The organism is Janthinobacterium sp. SUN100 (genome assembly GCF_030397705.1).
Taxonomy (GTDB): domain Bacteria; phylum Pseudomonadota; class Gammaproteobacteria; order Burkholderiales; family Burkholderiaceae_D; genus Janthinobacterium; species Janthinobacterium kumbetense.
This window is the reverse complement of sequence record NZ_JAPUBU010000001.1, coordinates 1590576-1606923: the sequence shown is the minus strand read 5'-3', so window position 1 is coordinate 1606923 and position 16348 is coordinate 1590576. Positions and strand designations below refer to the sequence as shown.

Here is a 16348-nt window from a genome sequence, read left to right as displayed (position 1 = left end):
AATAATGGCACTGCAATCCTTAGATATCCGGCGCCTGTCGGCTACCACGGTAACGCCGCCGCAAGCGCGCAGCCCGGTGACGGGCACCGTGGCCAAGCTGATCGATGTGTCGAAATGCATCGGCTGCAAGGCTTGCCAGACGGCGTGCATGGAATGGAACGACTTGCGTGACGAAGTCGGCGAAAACCATGGCACCTATGACAATCCAACGGACTTGACGCCGCAATCGTGGACGGTGATGCGTTTTGCCGAACACGAAAACAACGACGGCAACCTCGAGTGGCTGATCCGCAAGGATGGCTGCATGCACTGCGAGGATCCGGGCTGCCTGAAAGCCTGTCCGGCGCCGGGCGCCATCGTGCAATACACGAACGGCATCGTGGATTTCCATCAGGAAAACTGCATCGGCTGCGGCTACTGCGTGGCCGGCTGTCCTTTCGACGTGCCCCGCATTTCGAAAAAGGACGACCGCGCCTACAAGTGCACGCTCTGCTCGGACCGCGTCGCCGTGGGCCAGGAACCGGCCTGCGTGAAAACGTGCCCGACGGGCGCCATCGTCTTCGGCACCAAGGAAGACATGAAGGTGCATGCGGAAGAGCGCATCGTCGACCTGAAGTCGCGCGGTTTCGAAAACGCGGGCCTGTACGACCCGTTGGGCGTGGGCGGCACGCACGTGATGTACGTGCTGCACCATGCCGACAAGCCGAAGCTGTATTCGAACTTGCCGGAACGCCCGCGCATCAGCCCGATGGTGGGTTTCTGGAAGGGCTGGTCCAAGCCGCTCGCGGTGGCCGGCATGGCCGCCACAGCGCTGGCAGGCTTCTTCCATTACACGCGTGTCGGTCCGAACGAAGTGAGTAAGGACGAAGAGCACGAGGCGCTGGAAGAGGCCAAACGCATCCGGGAGGAAGACCATGAGCCACAGTGATCTGCATGATGGAAAGCTGCGTGACAAGGATGGCAACCCGCTGATCCAGCGCTACGACCCGAACGAGCGCACGAATCACTGGGTGACCGCCATCACCTTCGTCATGCTGGCCCTGTCCGGTCTGGCCATGTTCCATCCCTCGATGGCGTGGCTGGCCAACCTGTTCGGCGGCGGGCAATGGACGCGCATCCTGCATCCGTTTGCCGGCCTGGTGATGTTCGTCTCGTTCGCGATCCTGGTGGTGCGCTTCTGGCACCACAACAAGTTCGAGGACGGCGACAAGCAGTGGCTGAAACAGATGGACGACGTGCTCAACAATCGCGAAGAAAAGCTTCCGAAGATCGGCAAATACAATGCCGGCCAGAAGATCCTGTTCTTCGTGCTGCTGGCCTGCATGGCGGGATTGTTGCTGTCGGGCATCGTGATCTGGCGCGCGTATTTCGCGTTCTACTTCCCGATTCCCATCATCCGCGCGGCCGCCTTGCTGCACGCCGTGTGCGCGTTCGGCATCATCTGCGCCATCATCGTGCACATCTATGCGGCCCTGTGGGTCAAGGGCTCGATCGGCGCCATGGTGCGCGGTACCGTCACCTACGGCTGGGCGCGCAAGCACCATCCGAAGTGGTTCGAGGCGGTGATGCGCAGTACAAAAGACTAAGTTCTTGCGATTGATGCCAGCGGCATTACCCGGGGTCAGTCCCAGGACTGACCCCTTTCTTTTTATCGATTAAAATACTTTCGAAACACAGCCGCATCCGCCGGATGGGCTGGCCAGCTACGCTCGGCCTTTTTTGATGGGAAAACTCCATTGGTACAACGCATTCTTCAGCCAGGCGAAATCGAAGGCCTGGACCACAACGCGATTCCGCGCCTGCTGCTGCCGCAGCCTGACAGCCTGTTCAAGGCGCGCGCCTCGCGCTTGCGCGAATTGGCGCAGGGAAACATCAAGGGCATCCCCGTTGACGCGGGCATGCAGGGTTACCTGGTGCTGATGGCCGCGCTGGCCGACGCGCAAGCCGCCGTGGTGGGAAAACTGGCGCCCGGCGCCGTGCCCGCCGCCGACCCGGACGCGCTGCGCCGCGCGATGCAGCACCGCATGCCGGTGCTGCCCGTCAACGGCGCCCGGCCGCCCGTCTGGCGCGACATATTCGCCAGCCTGCTCGATGAACTGGCCGCCACGGCGGCAAGCCAGCCGGCCCTGTCCGGCGGCCTGACGCAAGTGCTGGCCCAGCTACGCGCGCTCGATGCGGCAGCGCTGGATGCCTGCGCCGATGCCGTGCTCGATGAAAACGGCGACAACCTGAACCCCATGCATGCGCCGTTCGTCGCGGCCGCCCTGCAAATCTTGTGGTCGGTGTCAGCCAGCGAACTGCGCGCCGCGCGCGTGCCGGACCTGGAAACGGGCACCCTGTGCCCCGTCTGCGGTTCGCACCCCGTCGCCAGCGTGATCCGCATCGGCGGCGGGTCGCAGGGCTACCGCTACCTGCACTGCGGCATTTGCGAAAGCGAATGGCATATGGTGCGCGTGAAGTGTTCGACCTGCGAACAGAATGGCAAGATCGCTTACCAGGGCCTGGACGCTGCCGATGCGGCGCCGTTCGACCCCGTGACGGCAAAGGACGACAAATTGCCGAACAAGGCAAATGATCCGAAGAAGGTGGCGCGCGCGGAAACCTGCGACGATTGCCATACCTACCGCAAGGTCTTCAACCAGGAACACGATTACAACGTCGAGCCCCTGGCCGACGACCTGGCCAGCCTGATGCTCGACCTGCTGGTGGGCGAAGCGGGCTACCAGCGCGCCAGCGGCAATCCGCTGCTGTGGCTGGGGAAGAGCGACAGCAGCGAGGGCCAGACAGCATGACGACGGGGCAAACCGTGCGCCTGCCATCGGTAGACCGTATCCTGGGCGACGCGGCTTGCCTGGCCCTGATTGCACATTACGGCCGCGCGCAGACCCTGGCCTGCGCGCGCGCCGTGCTGGCCGAACTGCGCACGGCCATGCTGGCGGGGGCAGTCTGCGAAGAGGGCGCATCGATCGCCGCCATCGCCGCGCAGATGGCCGAACGGCTGCAGGCGCAATCGCGTTCGCAGCTGCGCGCCGTCTTCAACCTGACGGGCACCGTGCTGCACACGAACCTGGGCCGCGCGCTGCTGCCCGACGCCGCCGTGCAAGCCGTGGTGGAAGCGTTGCAGTGGCCGATGAACCTGGAATTCGACCTGGAGACGGGCAAGCGGGGCGACCGCGACGACCTGGTCGAGGAATTGCTGCGCGAATTGACGGGGGCCGAAGCGGCCACCATCGTCAACAACAATGCGGCCGCCGTGCTGCTGATGTTGAACACCCTGGCGCAGGGCAAGGAGGTGGTGGTGTCGCGTGGGGAGCTGGTGGAAATCGGCGGCGCCTTCCGCATCCCCGACGTGATGACGCGCGCGGGCGCCGTGCTGCGCGAAGTGGGCAGCACCAACCGCACCCACCTGGCCGATTACGCGAACGGCGTGAATGCAGATACGGCCCTCTTGATGAAGGTCCATTGCAGCAATTACGCCATTACCGGCTTCACGAAAAGCGTGGAGCTCGACGAACTCGTGCCACTGGCGGCACAACACGGCGTGCCGACGGCCGTGGACCTGGGCAGCGGCACTCTGGTTGACCTGGCGCAATACGGTTTGCCGCATGAAACGACGGTGCGCGAAACCATAGCAGCGGGCGCCGACCTGGTCACCTTCAGCGGCGACAAACTGCTGGGCGGCCCGCAATGCGGCGTCATTGTCGGGCGCGCCGACCTGATCGCGAAGATCAAGCGCAACCCCCTGAAACGCGCGCTGCGCGTGGGCAAGCTGACCCTGGCCGCCCTGGAGCCCGTGCTGCGGCTGTACCGCGCGCCGGACTTGCTGGCCGAACGGCTGACCACCTTGCGCTTGCTGACGCGTCCCGCCGCCGCCATGCGCGCGCAGGCGGAAATGCTGCTGCCGCTGCTTCAGGGTGCGCTGGGCGCCGCGTACGCAGTCACGGCCGAAGCAATGACCAGCCAGATCGGCAGCGGCGCCTTGCCCGTCGACCAGCTGCCCAGCTTTGGCCTGGCCATCCGCAGCGCCCCAGGCTCGCGCCTGAGCAATCCCCTGGGCGCGCTGGAGCAGCGGCTGCGCGCCTTGCCGTGCCCCGTGATCGGACGCATCGGGCAAGACACCCTGTGGCTCGATTTGCGCTGCCTGGAAGCGGCGCACGAGACGGCCTTCGTCGCGCAGCTCGCCGAGTTGTCCGCATGATCGTCGGCACCGCGGGCCATATCGACCATGGCAAGACGACGCTCACGCGCGCGCTGACGGGCGTGCACACGGACCGCCTGAAGGAAGAGCAGGAGCGCGGCATCTCCATCGAACTCGGCTACGCCTATCTTCCGCTGGCGGACGGCACGGTGCTGGGCGTGATCGACGTGCCGGGCCACGAAAAATTCATCCGCACCATGGCTTCCGGCGTGACGGGCATCGATTTCGCCCTGCTCGTGGTGGCGGCCGACGATGGCGTCATGCCGCAGACGCACGAGCACCTGGCCATCTTGCAGCTGCTGGGCGTGACGCGCGGCGCCGTGGCGCTGACGAAGGTCGACCGCGCCGACAGCGCCCGCGTGGCGCAGGTGGAAGCGGACATCGAGGCGCTGCTGGCCGGCACGCCGCTGGCGGGCAGCCCGATTTTCCCCACCGCCGCCAATCGCGACAGCGATGCCGGCGTGGCCGCCCTGCTGGCGCACCTGACGCAGGTGGCGCGCAGCTTGCCGCAACGCGACGAGCGGCGCTTGTTCCGCCTCGGCGTGGACCGCGTGTTCACCTTGTCGGGGCAGGGCACCATCGTCACCGGCACGGCGCTGGCGGGATGCGCGCGCGTGGGCGACATGCTGCAGCTGGCGCCCGGCGGCGCGCCAGCGCGGGTGCGCAGCATCCATGCGCAGAACCGCGCCGCCGAGACGGGCATGGCGGGCCAGCGCCTGGCGCTGAACCTGGCCGGCATCGACCGCGAGCGCATCGAGCGGGGCAACTGGATCGTCGCGCCCGAGCTGGCGCAGTGTTCCGAACGCCTCGACGTGGAGCTGACCCTGCTGCCCGACGCGGGCGTGCAATTGAAAGCCTGGTCGCCGCTGCACGTGCACCTGGGCGCCGCGCACCAGCTGGCGCGCGCCGTCATGCTCGATGGCGAGACCCTGTCGCCGGGGCAGACGGGCAGAGTACAGCTGGTGTTCGATGCGCCCATGCACGGCGTGCCGGGCGACCGCTTCGTCGTGCGCAATGCGCAAGCGACGCAGACGGTGGGTGGCGGCATGGTGCTCGATCCGTTCGGCCCCGCGCGCAAGCGGCGCAGCCCGGCCAGGCTGGCGTGGCTCGATGCGCTGGCCGCGTTCGTCGCGCACGGCGACTATGCGGCCCTGCTGGCGCAAAGTCCGCTGGGGCTGCGTGTATCGCTGCTGGTGCGCCTGTCCCTGCTGCCGGCGGGCGCCCTCGCGCTGCCGCCCGACACGCGGCGCATCGCCCTGCGCGCCGGCGACGCCCTGCTGCTGGCGCCGGATGCGTTGCTGGCGCTGGAAACGCGCGTGCTGGCAGCCCTGGACGTCTTCCACGCGCGCGCGCCCGACGAGGCCGGACCGGAACTGTGGCGCCTGAAACGCATCGTCGACGCCGAGATGGAAGACGCCTTGTGGAGCCACCTGGTCGAAGGCTTGCTGGCGCGCGGCGAGATCCTGGCGCGCGGCGCCAGCCTGCACTTGCCGACGCACAGCGTGGAACTGACGCCGCAGGAGCAGGCCATGGCCGAACCCTTGCTGGCCGCCCTGGAGCAGGGGCGTGCCGATCCGCCGTGGACGCGCGACCTGGCACGCGGCTTCGGCCTGGCCGAGGATGACGCTCGCCGGCTGTTGCGCAAACTGGCCAAGGCCGGGCAGATCAGCCAGGTCGTGCACGACCTGTTTTATCACCAGGCGGCGCTGGCCGAACTGGCGCAACTGGTGCGGCAACTGGCGCACAAGGCGGAAGAGGATGCAGGCTTGCCGGCCGGCAATGGCGCCGTGGGCGCGGCCACGTTCCGCGACGCCAGCGGCCTGGGCCGCAAGCGGGCGATCCAGGTCTTGGAATTCTTTGACCGCGTCGGTTATACTCGCCGTGTTGGCAATGGGCATCTATTGCGCCCGCAAGCGCTGTGGTCCTACACCGCGGCCTTGCCCAACAGCTAAGTACTAGCTCAGGCACCGCGGAAAGCACACTCATCCGGTGATGTGGCCGGGCTTCAAACCCGGTGGAGGGCGTCAGACGTTCTCCCGTAGGTTCGACTCCTACTGTTTTCCGCCAGTTATTCTTCCTTCCCCCTGCACGGTGATCGTCCCGGCGTTGGCCTGTTGTCACGTTGCGGTAAATAAATGGTGTTATTGATAATATGCAACGATGCCAGGGTGAGCCGATGGTAACATCGGCTTGTATCCCCTGTGGCAGATGAAAGCAAGCATGAAACAAGCAAGCATGGCGTGGCTGCTGGCAGTGGCGCTGCTGATGCCGGCGCTGGCCGCGGCGGTGGACGTGCGCATCGTCGGCGAGCATTTGCCGCCGTCGAGCATGATGGAAGGCAATGTCGTCGTCGGACGTGAAACGCTCAAGGTGCGCGACATCATGGCGCGCGCCGGTCTTTCCTACAGCATCGAGCTGCTGCCGTGGAAGCGCGCGTACGCGCAGGCGCTGCGCGAAGCCGACACCTGCATCTTTTCCACCAGCCGCACGCAGGAGCGCGAAGCGCAATTTCGCTGGATCGGGCCCCTGAATGAAGCGGAATGGATACTCTACGGCCTGGCCGAACGGCATTTGGCGCTGCGCACGCTCGATGATGCGCGCGGCCTGGTGATCGGCACGGTGCTGGGCGACGCGCGCGACGATTACCTGCGCCAGCGCGGCCTGAACGTGGCGCCCGTGACGCAGGAGTGGCTCAATCCGCAAAAGCTGCTGCTCGGACGCATCGACCTGTGGGCCGTCGGGATGGCGGTGGGCAGCAAGCCGTTTGCCGGCAAGGAGTGGGAGGGCAAGGTGGTGCCGCTGCTGACCTTCAACCGCGTGCAGACTTACCTCGCCTGCAACAGGCAGTTGCCCGAGGCGCAGGCCTTGGCCATGCAGCGGGCGGCGGCGGCCATGCGCCGCGACGGCAGCATGGCGCGCGAGCATATCCGCTAGGGTCCGCTTCAGCTTTCCAGCCACTGGCGCACGCAGTTGCGCCCTTCGCGCTTGGCCTGGTACAAGGCCTGGTCCGCGTGGCTGTAGGCCGTCTCGAAGGCCGTGCCGGCGCGGTTCCAGCTCAGGCCCACGCTGACGGTGATGGCGCGCGTGATGGGCGCCGCATGGCGCTGGCGGCCGACGCTCTCGCAGATGCGCTGCGCCACTTGCGCCGCGTCGTCGCGCGAGGAAGTGGGCCAGACCACGGAAAACTCTTCGCCGCCGACCCGGCCGATGGCCGTTTCCTGTCCCAGCAGTGCCTTCAGGCAGTCCACCACTGCCTGGATCACGCCGTCGCCGGCCGGGTGGCCGAAGTCGTCGTTGACCTGCTTGAACAAGTCGATGTCGAGCACGATCAGCGCCATGTCGCCCTGCGCCAGGCAGCGCGAGGCGTGATCAATCACGGCGCCGCGGTTCAGGGCGCCCGTCAGCGGGTCGTGCGTGGCGCGGTATTCGAGCTGGCCGGCCAGGGTTTGCAATTGGCGGTTCAGCAAATGCATGTCGCGCTCGGCGCGGTCGCTGCGGCCGATCAGGCGCCGCGTCTCGCGCATCAGCCGTTCGTAGTGATTGATCAGTTCACCGAGCACGCGCCGCTGCGCCTCGCCGCTGGCGTGAGTATCGGCGTGCATGCGGCGCGCGGCAGCCAGCGCCGCCGCTTCCACGGTGAACAGGTCGGGCTCCAGGTCGGACTCGGAGATGGCGGCGCGCATGCCCTAGCTGCCCTGCACGGGATGGTCGTGGAAGTCCAGCGCCGTAAAGTCCTGCTGCAGCTCCTGGCCGAATTCCAGGATGGTGTCGTCGTCCTCGTCGTGATACCAGTTCAGGCGCACCTGGTTGCCATCGACGGCCGCCTGGTTCAGGGTGTCGAACAGGGTAAACAGCATCTTCGTGCTGGAGCTGTTGAAGTAGGCCAGCGAGACGTTGACGGTGATGGCGCTTTCGCGGCAGCCTTCCAGGTAGGCGCGCACGGCGGCGATCAGCGGGCCATAGAAGGCGGCTGCGTTTTCCGGATACGACTCGCCCTTGATCGACAGGGTGTGCTGCTCGAAACGGAAGTCGATTTCGGGCGAACTCGGGGTCGCGGCGATGAACAGTGGTGACGGTAATTGCATATGCTTTCCTGAGTCGGCTCTTTCAAATGATGGCTTTGATGCAGAAGATGGTGTGGCCCGGCTCCTGGGGATCCTGGACGAATTCGAATTCCAGCGGCTCGCTGGCGTCGCGCGCCATGGTCAGAAAACCCAGGCCCGCGCCCTTGCTGTCGGCCGGCGCTTCCTCGCGCAGGGCCTTCTTGTACGCCAGGCGGATTTCTTCCATCGTCATGGTGTGCAGCGGCTCCAGCCGGGCGCGGATCTGCGCCACGTTGTCCGTCGAGACGGGGTTGGCGCACAGCAGGAAAAAGCTGTCGCCGCGCGTGCCGATGCAGAAGGAACCACGCCGCATCTGCTGGTCCAGCTGCGCATCGGGCGTCAGGCTGTCGGCGGAATAGTGCATGATGTTTTGCGACATCTCGATGAACGAGGAAAAGATGCGCCGCCGCGTGGGCCCGGCCGCGCCGGCCGTGTCCAGGCGCGCCTTGATGGTTTCGGAAATGGCGCTGACCACGTGCTGCGAGAAATAGCCCACGTAAAAAAAGATGATGTTGCGCTTGCGCGCCACATCCCAAAACTCGTTGAATTCTTCGTACAGCACGTCCGTGCTCCTGGCTAGCCGGTGACCCGGTTTCTTGTTGATAAGGTGGCTCGATGGCGCCCGACTACAGGCGAAAACAGAAAAAGGTCAGGTCGTCGCGGCGCGGCTGCTTGCCTTGCCATGCCGCGCTGTCCTGCAGCAGCGCCGCCGCCACGTCGCCGGCGGGCGCATCGCGCTGCGCCAGCAGCTGTTCGCGCATGCGCCGCTTGCCGTAGGCGATGTCGCGCGCGCCGCCGATCTGGTCGAGCAGGCCGTCGGTGGTGAGGAACAGCAGGCTGCCGGCGGGAATGTCCAGCATCTCGTTGTGCCAGCAGTAGCCGGCCGGCGTGTCGACATAGCCCACGCCCATGCGCGCGCCATCGATGGCGCGCACGGCCTCTTCGCCCGGCGCGACCACGTGCAGCGCCAGTTTCGCCCCCGCGAAACGCAGGCTGGCGCTGGCCGTGTCGTAGCACAGGAAGGCGCAATCCATGCCGTCGTTCGAGCCGGCGTGGCCCGTGGCTTCGCCGCTGCTGGCGCCGTCCTGGCCCAGCAGGGTCTTGATGGCGCGGCTGACGGCGCCGATCAGGGCGGCCGGATCGTGCGGCCCCAGCTCGCGCAAGGCCTGGCTCAGGGCCGACGAGGCGATCAGGGTCATGAAGGCGCCCGGCACGCCGTGCCCCGTGCAGTCGGCGATGGCGGCAAACCAGCCGCCCGCGTGGCGCTCGAAAAAGTAAAAATCGCCGCCGACCACGTCGCGCGGCTGCCATTCCAGGTGCGCGTCGGGCAGGGTGGCGCGCAATTCCGCATCGGAGGTGCGCAGCAGCGCGCGCTGGATCACGCTGGCGTAATCGATGCTGTGCATGATTTGCCGGTTCTTTTCCGCCTGCATGGTGGCGACCACGTTCATCAGCTGCAAGCCGAAGCCCACGCCGGCCAGCGCGCCATCCTCGGTGATGATGAAGCCGTCGGCCAGCGCCTTCTCGCCCGCTTCCACGGCGCGGAAGGTGAGGTCTTCGATGCTCATGGCGCCGTCGACGATCAGCGGTTCCTTGTCCATGAAGGCGATGCAGCTCTTCTTGCCGTACACCTCGTGATAAAAGGGCTTGGACATCTGCGACATGAAGATGTTGCGGCTGATCAAACCGATGGGCTTCTGCTGCTCCGTGACGGGCAGGCTCATCATGTCGCGCCGTTCCGTGAACAGTTCCAGCACGGCGAAATTGCTGGCGTCGGCCTGCACGGATTCCGTGGGAATGCACAGATCAAACGCCACGGACGTGCGATAACGGGGAAGATGCAATCGAGAAGCGTTGAACTCCACAGCGGCTACCTTTACATGACGATCGGACCCTTGTTGTCGCGACGGCAAGGCGACTGACAAACAGGCAATATCATCATGGTAGCCTTGGAATATGACGGCTTGATTACCAGCTTGTCAAAACCGTATGCAAGATGGCTGCATGGCAAGCAACTTACAGGCGCCGGGCCAGCGCCTGTGCCTGGGCCAGCCAGCGCGCGCGCTGCGGCTCGGTGGAATCGAGGATGGGGCCGAAGCTGGCCACCCTGACGGGTTTGATGCCGCAAAATTCCAGCGTCGTCTTGCGCAGCTGGTGGATGCCGGGCATGCGGTAGACCCAGCGGAAATACCAGGGCGGCGTGTCCATCGTCACCAGCAGCTGCGCCGTGCGGCCCTTCAGCAGTTGCGCCGGGAAGGCCTTGCCGGGGCGGTACTTGAAAGCGTAGCCGGGCAGAAAGACGCGGTCGACGAAGCCTTTCAGCAGGGCTGGCGCGCCGCCCCACCAGATCGGGTAGGCGAACACCAGGTGTTCGGCCCAGCTGATGGCTTCCTGCGCGGCCAGCAAGTCCGCTTCCAGCGGCTGCACCTGGCGGTAGCCTTCGTGCAGGATGGGATCGAAGTCCAGCTGGCCCAGGCGCAGCTCGCGCACGGTGTGGCCCGCGCTGCGGGCCGTGGCGGCATAGGCCTCGGCCAGGGCGGCGCAAAAGCTGTCGCCCGACGGGTGGCCGAGGAGTATCAAAATGCGCTTGGGTGTCGTCTTGGTCATGGTGCAGGCTGTCCGTTAAAGAAGAGCTTGCATGCTAAAGCCTGCCCCTGGGGGCAGAGTCAAGCGGCTGCTTGAAGGTATTGGTGCGCCAGGCAGTCGTGGATTTCCGTGTCGATGTCGGCCAGTTGCGCGTCGAGCTGGCGCAGGCGGGCGATATCCTGCTGTATCTGCGTGCGCTTGGCGGCGATGTGCTGCGACAGGGCGGCCCAGTCCGTATCGTCGCCGGCCAGGATGGGCAGCAGTTCGGCCAGGCGGAAGCCCAGCGCCTGCGCCTGGCGTATGAGTTTGACTTGCGCCAGGTCTTGCTGCGTGTAGACGCGGTAGGCGCCGGCGCGGCGCACGTCGCCCAGCAAGCCCAGCGCTTCATAGTGGCGCAAGGCCTTGGGCGAGGTACCCGCCAGGCGGGCGATTTCTCCGATGTACATGGGTGATCCTTTCTCAAGCTTGAGCGAATCTTACCGTATGGCAGCGGCGCCCAAACTGCCCAGGCATCTTCAGGCCCGGCGCGGCGGCACTTTCTTCGCCGTGCACTCGGCGCAGGTGCCGTACAGCGACAGCGCGTGCTCGTGCAGCACGAAGCCCCGCTCGGCGGCGATCTCGTTCTGGCGCAGTTCGATGCCTTCGTCGACGAATTCATCGACCTTGCCGCAACCCGTGCAGACCAGGTGGTCGTGGTGCTGCCCTTCGTTCAGTTCGAAGACGGCGTGGCCCGATTCGAAATGCCGGCGAAACAAAATGCCCGCTTCGGCAAACTGCATCAGCACGCGGTAGATGGTGGCCAGGCCCACGTCAATCTTTTCAGCCAGCAAGAGTTTGTAGACATCGTCCGCACTCAGGTGCTTGATCGTGCCTTCTTGAAACAGCTGCAGAATCCGCAAGCGGGGGATGGTCACTTTCAAGCCCGATTCACGCAGTTCCCTCAATATATCCATGTCTCCCATTCCTTTTTGTAGTCGCCCGAGCGAGGTATTGCATTATATCGCAAATGATAATCATTACCATTCTCATGTGTGTACTGTAAATAGTATGCCGCGCGGGCGGGCGGCAATCCAGTGACATCGGCGCAAGTGGCGCTTGCGTGGCAGGCAACTGATGCCAGCAATATTGGTTGCCGATGAAAAGTGGCGGTCGAATCGCTATACTGTGCAGCAAGGAATAACAATGGAGGGGGCATGGACCGATTTGATGCGATGCGCATCTTTGCGCGCATCGTCGAACTGCGCAGTTTTACGCAGGCGGCGCATGACCTTGGCTATCCGAAGGCCACCGTCACGCATGCGATCAAGCAGCTGGAAGCGCGGCTGCGCGTGCGCCTGCTGCAGCGGACCACGCGGCAAGTGATGCCCACGCCCGATGGCGACGCGTATTACCAGCGCTGCGTGCGCCTGCTGGCGGACCTGGAAGAAACGGAAGCCGTGTTCAGTTCGGCGGCGCAGCAGCCGGCCGGCAAGCTGCGCATCGACTTGCACGCGACCCTGGCCATGCACTTCGTCATGCCCGTGCTGGACCGCTTCTGCACCCGCTATCCGCTGATCGAACTGGAAATCGGCATGGGCGACCGCCTCGTCGACCTGGTGCGCGAAGGCGTCGATTGCGTGCTGCGCGTGGGCGAACTGGGCGACTCGTCGATGGTGGCGCGCCGCGTGGCGCTGCTGGAACAGGTGACGTGCGCCAGCCCCGCCTACCTGGCCGCGCACGGCACGCCGGAGCATCTGGCGCAGCTGGATGGCCACCGCGCCGTCAATTTCTTTTCCGCCCAGACGGGCAAGGTCTGGCCCTTCGATTTCAAGGTGGAAGGCCAACGCCGCAGTGTGGCCTTGCCGGGCACCGTGTCCGTCAACAATGCCGACGCGTATCACGCCTGCTGCCGCGCGGGCATGGGCTTGATCCAGGCGCCCCGTTATCACCTGGAGCGGGCGCTGGCGGCCGGCGAACTGGTGGAAGTGCTGCGGGACTGGCGGCCCGACCCGCTGCCCGTGTCCGTGCTGTATCCCCACCACCGGCAATTGTCGCCGCGCGTGCGCGTGTTTGCCGACTGGGTCGCCAGCCTGTTTGCCGACGTGCATTGATGCGCTGCAATGCGGCAATTTTTGACCTGGGCAAAGGAAAAAATCCCTCTGGTGATGCCATATAGCACTATTTGATGTGGATCAAAGTTTTTGTTGCACTGCACTCTTAGACTTCGCAGCGTTACTTAACGACAGAGGAAAACATAATGAAAACGTCCGCAACTGCAGCAGCAATCGTCCTGGCCGCCATCGGCGCATTCGCCGGCAACGCCATGGCACAGGAAAGCCCATGGCTGGTCCGTGCGCGCGCCGTGCATATCGATCCGGCCGATAAATCGACTCCTGTTGGTGGCCTCGGTGCATCGGACCGCTTGACGGTCAGCAGCAAGACGATTCCTGAAATCGATATTTCGTACTTCTTCACCCCGAATATCGCTGCCGAGCTGATCCTGACCTACCCGCAAAAGCATGACGTCAAGCTCGATGGCGGCCAGGTCGGCACCTTCAAGCACCTGCCGCCGACCCTGTCGCTGCAATACCACTTCATGCCTGAAAAACAGTTCAGCCCTTACGTGGGTGCCGGCGTGAACTACACGAATATCTCGGGTGTCAAACTGCCCGGCCTGCGCCTGGAACACGACAGCTGGGGCTTCGCGCTGCAAGCCGGTGTCGACTACAAACTGGACAAGAACTGGTCCTTGAACTTCGACATCAAGAAAGTGCAGATCCGCAGCGATGTACTGACCGCTGCTGGCGGCAAGGTCAGCGAAGTCAAGATCGATCCTATCCTGATCGGCGTAGGCGTCGGTTACCGCTTCTAAGCAGTGATGGCGCCCGGGTGGCGCGCAGAATAAAAAAGACGGCCAGGTGTGAACCTGGCCGTCTTTTTGTGTGCAGCGCCTTGCTTTCGCCTTATTTTTTCAGCGTCTTTTCCAGTGCCAGCTGGTAATCCGTCTTTTCGTAGCCGGCCAGGTATTTGTTCGTCGCGTCGAGGAAGGCGCGCGAGCGGTAGGCCGCTTCCAGGTCCTTGACCCATGGCTTGGCCTTGTCGGCCGTGCGGATGGCCACCAGGTTGATGTAGCTGTCCGAAATCTTTTCCACGCTCAGGGCCGACGTCAGCTTCATGCCGGCGGCCAGGGCGAAGTTGCCGTTGACGAAAGCGTAGTCGGCGTCGGCCAGCGAACGTGGCAGCTGCGCCGCTTCCAGCGGCACCAGTTTCAGCTTCTTCGGGTTTTCCAGCACGTCGCGCTCGGATGCGCGCAGCGGGTCGACGTTCGGTTTCAGCTTGATCCAGCCCATCTTGGCCAGCATCACGAGCGCGCGCGCCTGGTTGGTCGGGTCGTTCGGCATGGTGATGGTGGCGCCGTTCTTGACTTCCGCCAGCGTTTTCTGCTTGCCGCCGTACAGGCCGATCGGCATGGTCGGCACGGTGATCAATGAGCTCAGTGGCAGCTTGTTATCGGTGGCGAACTTGGTCAGGTAGACGATGTGCTGGAACACGTTGGCATCCAGCGAGCCTTCGGCCAGCGCGTAGTTCGGCTGCACGTAGTCGTTGAATTCCACGATCTTGACCTTGTAGCCCTGTTTTTCCAGGATAGGCTTGATGCCCAGCTTCAGCTGGTCCGAATACGGGCCGGAGCTGGTGCCGATGACGAGTTCTTTCGGGTCCTTGGCGTGGGCGGCGGTGGCGAAGGTCAGGCTGGCAGCGGCCAGGAGCAGGTTGCGGCGAATGTGGTTCATGCTTTTCCTTGTACTGAAATACTGAATATGAATTAACGTTTGTCGAGGCGCTTGGCGATGCGCGTGCCGGCGAACTGGATGGTTTGCACCAGCACGATCAGGATGGCCACGGTGGCGACCATGATGTCCGTCTCGAAGCGGTAGTAGCCGTAGCGGATGGCCAGGTCGCCGATACCGCCGCCGCCCACCACGCCGGCCACTGCCGAATACGACAGGAAGCTGATCGACAGCACGGTCAGGGCCAGCACCAGGCCGGAGCGCGCTTCCACCAGCAGCACGCGGAAGATGATCTGCATTTCCGACGCGCCCATGGCGTGCGCCGCTTCGATCACGCCGCGCGGCACTTCGCGCAGGTTCTGTTCCACCAGGCGCGCCAGGTAGGGAATGGCGGCGAACGACAGGGGCACGCTGGCCGCCAGCGGGCCGATCGAAGTGCCCGCGATGATGCGCGTAAACGGCGTCAGGGCCACCAGCAGGATGATGAAGGGGAAGCTGCGCACGGTATTGACCAGCCAGCCGAGGATCATCGACAGCGGGCGGTTTTCCAGCGACTGGCCCTCCGAGACGAGGAACAGCAAGATGCCCAGCGGGCCGCCGATCAGGATGGCGGCCGTCAAGCCGATGCCCAGCATGGTCATGGTCTGGCCCAGCGCCACCCAGATTTCCGGCAGCAGGTTGATGACGTTATTGATCGATTCTTCAAACATGTGTTGCATCCTTCCATGCGGTGGCTTCAAACGCCTCGGTGCCGTAATAAGCCAGCTCGCGTCCCAGCGCCGTCTTGCGCGGGGTGGCCGTGTCGCTCAGGTCGAATTGTTCGGCGATGGCGCCGCTTTCCACGACGGCGACCCGGTTGCAGATGGCGCCCAGCACCGACAGCTCATGGCTGACGATGACGATGGTCACGCCCAGGCGCGCATTGATGTCGCGCAAGGTATCGAGCAGGGCGCGCGTCGTTTCCGCGTCCAGCGCGGACGTCGGTTCGTCGCACAGCAGCACGTCGGGGTGGCTGGCCAGGGCGCGGGCAATCGCCACGCGCTGTTTCTGCCCGCCCGACAATTGCGCCGGATAGCTGTGCAGCTTGTCGGACAGGCCCACCAGCGCCAGGCATTCCTCGACGCGGGCGGCGATGTGCTCGCCCTTGGTGGTGCCATGGATTTTCAGGGGAAAGGCGACGTTGTCGAACACGCTGGCGTTTTGCAGCAGATTGAATTGCTGGAAAATCATGCCGATATTCTGGCGCGCGTCGCGCAAGTCGCCCTTGCTCAAGCTGGTCAATTCGCGCCCGGCGACCGTGATGCTGCCGCTGTCGGGACGCTCGAGCAGGTTAATCAGGCGCAGCAAGGTCGATTTGCCGGCGCCGCTCTTGCCGATCAGGCCGAAAATATCACCGGGATAGACTTCCAGCGTGACCGATTTGACCGCGTGGAATTGTTCGCCCTTGGGCAGCGCGAAGGTCTTGTTTGCGCCATCGATGCGAATCACCGGCGTACGGTGTGGTGTGGTCATGCAGTGTTTCCTTTTTTATTGGACCGTGACAGGCGCGCTTGCAGGGGCCAAATCGCCCAGCCTGTTACGTCGGTTGCGTAGTATACCTCCGATCGTGTTATTACTCCTACGACAGAATCTTGCTTTGAATATGCAAATAATGTCTATATGGGTGTTTGGCGAGAGTAAAAGCGGTTTTTACG

At 64.5% G+C, this 16348-nt stretch carries 18 protein-coding genes and 1 tRNA gene; 9 read left to right on the top strand and 10 right to left on the bottom strand.

The features are described 5' to 3' along the window. Positions 1-4 precede the first annotated feature (4 nt). From fdxH to O0881_RS06965, 7 genes are all read left to right on the top strand, one after another. Positions 5-928, top strand: a complete 924-nt coding sequence (fdxH, locus tag O0881_RS06995) for a formate dehydrogenase subunit beta (protein ID WP_034779207.1) — start codon at positions 5-7, stop codon at positions 926-928. Then, positions 915-1586: a formate dehydrogenase subunit gamma gene (locus O0881_RS06990; RefSeq protein WP_289910713.1), complete on the top strand. Its 672-nt coding sequence runs from the start codon at positions 915-917 to the stop codon at positions 1584-1586. Before fdxH ends, O0881_RS06990 begins: the two co-directional genes overlap by 14 nt. A gap of 150 nt (positions 1587-1736) precedes the next feature. Then, positions 1737-2792 (top strand): formate dehydrogenase accessory protein FdhE, encoded by a 1056-nt coding sequence (fdhE, locus tag O0881_RS06985; RefSeq protein ID WP_289910712.1) that lies wholly within the window; start codon positions 1737-1739, stop codon positions 2790-2792. Then, positions 2789-4198, top strand: coding sequence for an L-seryl-tRNA(Sec) selenium transferase (gene selA, locus O0881_RS06980; protein WP_289910711.1), 1410 nt, complete (start codon positions 2789-2791; stop codon positions 4196-4198). The genes fdhE and selA overlap by 4 nt, the downstream gene beginning before the upstream one ends. Then, positions 4195-6150 (top strand): selenocysteine-specific translation elongation factor, encoded by a 1956-nt coding sequence (selB, locus tag O0881_RS06975; protein WP_289910710.1) that lies wholly within the window; start codon positions 4195-4197, stop codon positions 6148-6150. Before selA ends, selB begins: the two co-directional genes overlap by 4 nt. Before the next feature lie 19 nt (positions 6151-6169). After that, positions 6170-6265, top strand: a tRNA-Sec gene (locus O0881_RS06970). 153 nt (positions 6266-6418) lie between these two features. Next, positions 6419-7132 carry a transporter substrate-binding domain-containing protein gene (locus tag O0881_RS06965; protein ID WP_253192659.1) on the top strand — a complete coding sequence of 238 codons (714 nt, stop codon included), beginning with the start codon at positions 6419-6421 and terminating at the stop codon, positions 7130-7132. Between the two features lie 8 nt (positions 7133-7140). Here the strand turns inward: O0881_RS06965 and O0881_RS06960 are convergent, their stop codons facing one another. From O0881_RS06960 to fur, 7 genes are all read right to left on the bottom strand, one after another. Continuing rightward, positions 7141-7881 carry a GGDEF domain-containing protein gene (locus O0881_RS06960; RefSeq protein ID WP_251348081.1) on the bottom strand — a complete coding sequence of 247 codons (741 nt, stop codon included), beginning with the start codon at positions 7879-7881 and terminating at the stop codon, positions 7141-7143. 3 nt (positions 7882-7884) lie between these two features. Continuing rightward, complete coding sequence (locus tag O0881_RS06955) at positions 7885-8283, bottom strand: DUF1987 domain-containing protein (protein WP_077406607.1); 399 nt, start codon at positions 8281-8283, stop codon at positions 7885-7887. A 22-nt stretch (positions 8284-8305) separates the two neighbouring features. Continuing rightward, entirely contained in the window at positions 8306-8863 is a 558-nt protein-coding gene (locus tag O0881_RS06950; protein WP_071076508.1) for a SiaB family protein kinase, read from the bottom strand. 64 nt (positions 8864-8927) lie between these two features. Continuing rightward, positions 8928-10085 carry a SpoIIE family protein phosphatase gene (locus tag O0881_RS06945; protein WP_099668441.1) on the bottom strand — a complete coding sequence of 386 codons (1158 nt, stop codon included), beginning with the start codon at positions 10083-10085 and terminating at the stop codon, positions 8928-8930. Between the two features lie 232 nt (positions 10086-10317). Next, positions 10318-10908: an NAD(P)H-dependent oxidoreductase gene (locus O0881_RS06940; RefSeq protein WP_289910709.1), complete on the bottom strand. Its 591-nt coding sequence runs from the start codon at positions 10906-10908 to the stop codon at positions 10318-10320. A gap of 59 nt (positions 10909-10967) precedes the next feature. Beyond that, positions 10968-11333: a MerR family transcriptional regulator gene (locus O0881_RS06935; RefSeq protein ID WP_099667280.1), complete on the bottom strand. Its 366-nt coding sequence runs from the start codon at positions 11331-11333 to the stop codon at positions 10968-10970. A gap of 69 nt (positions 11334-11402) precedes the next feature. Beyond that, entirely contained in the window at positions 11403-11840 is a 438-nt protein-coding gene (gene fur, locus O0881_RS06930; RefSeq protein ID WP_099667281.1) for a ferric iron uptake transcriptional regulator, read from the bottom strand. A 240-nt stretch (positions 11841-12080) separates the two neighbouring features. Between fur and O0881_RS06925 the strand changes: the two genes are divergently transcribed. After that, positions 12081-12977, top strand: a complete 897-nt coding sequence (locus tag O0881_RS06925) for a LysR family transcriptional regulator (protein WP_289910708.1) — start codon at positions 12081-12083, stop codon at positions 12975-12977. 146 nt (positions 12978-13123) lie between these two features. Continuing rightward, complete coding sequence (locus O0881_RS06920; protein WP_289910707.1) at positions 13124-13738, top strand: OmpW family outer membrane protein; 615 nt, start codon at positions 13124-13126, stop codon at positions 13736-13738. A gap of 91 nt (positions 13739-13829) precedes the next feature. Here the strand turns inward: O0881_RS06920 and O0881_RS06915 are convergent, their stop codons facing one another. From O0881_RS06915 to O0881_RS06905, 3 genes are read right to left on the bottom strand one after another with little or no spacing between them, the layout of a single operon-like run. After that, a complete protein-coding gene (locus O0881_RS06915) occupies positions 13830-14657 on the bottom strand; it encodes a MetQ/NlpA family ABC transporter substrate-binding protein (RefSeq protein ID WP_289904373.1) in 828 nt (275 codons plus the stop codon). Between the two features lie 32 nt (positions 14658-14689). Beyond that, positions 14690-15364, bottom strand: coding sequence for a methionine ABC transporter permease (locus O0881_RS06910; protein WP_058051319.1), 675 nt, complete (start codon positions 15362-15364; stop codon positions 14690-14692). Beyond that, positions 15357-16166 carry a methionine ABC transporter ATP-binding protein gene (locus O0881_RS06905; protein ID WP_289910706.1) on the bottom strand — a complete coding sequence of 270 codons (810 nt, stop codon included), beginning with the start codon at positions 16164-16166 and terminating at the stop codon, positions 15357-15359. Before O0881_RS06905 ends, O0881_RS06910 begins: the two co-directional genes overlap by 8 nt. Positions 16167-16348 lie beyond the last annotated feature (182 nt).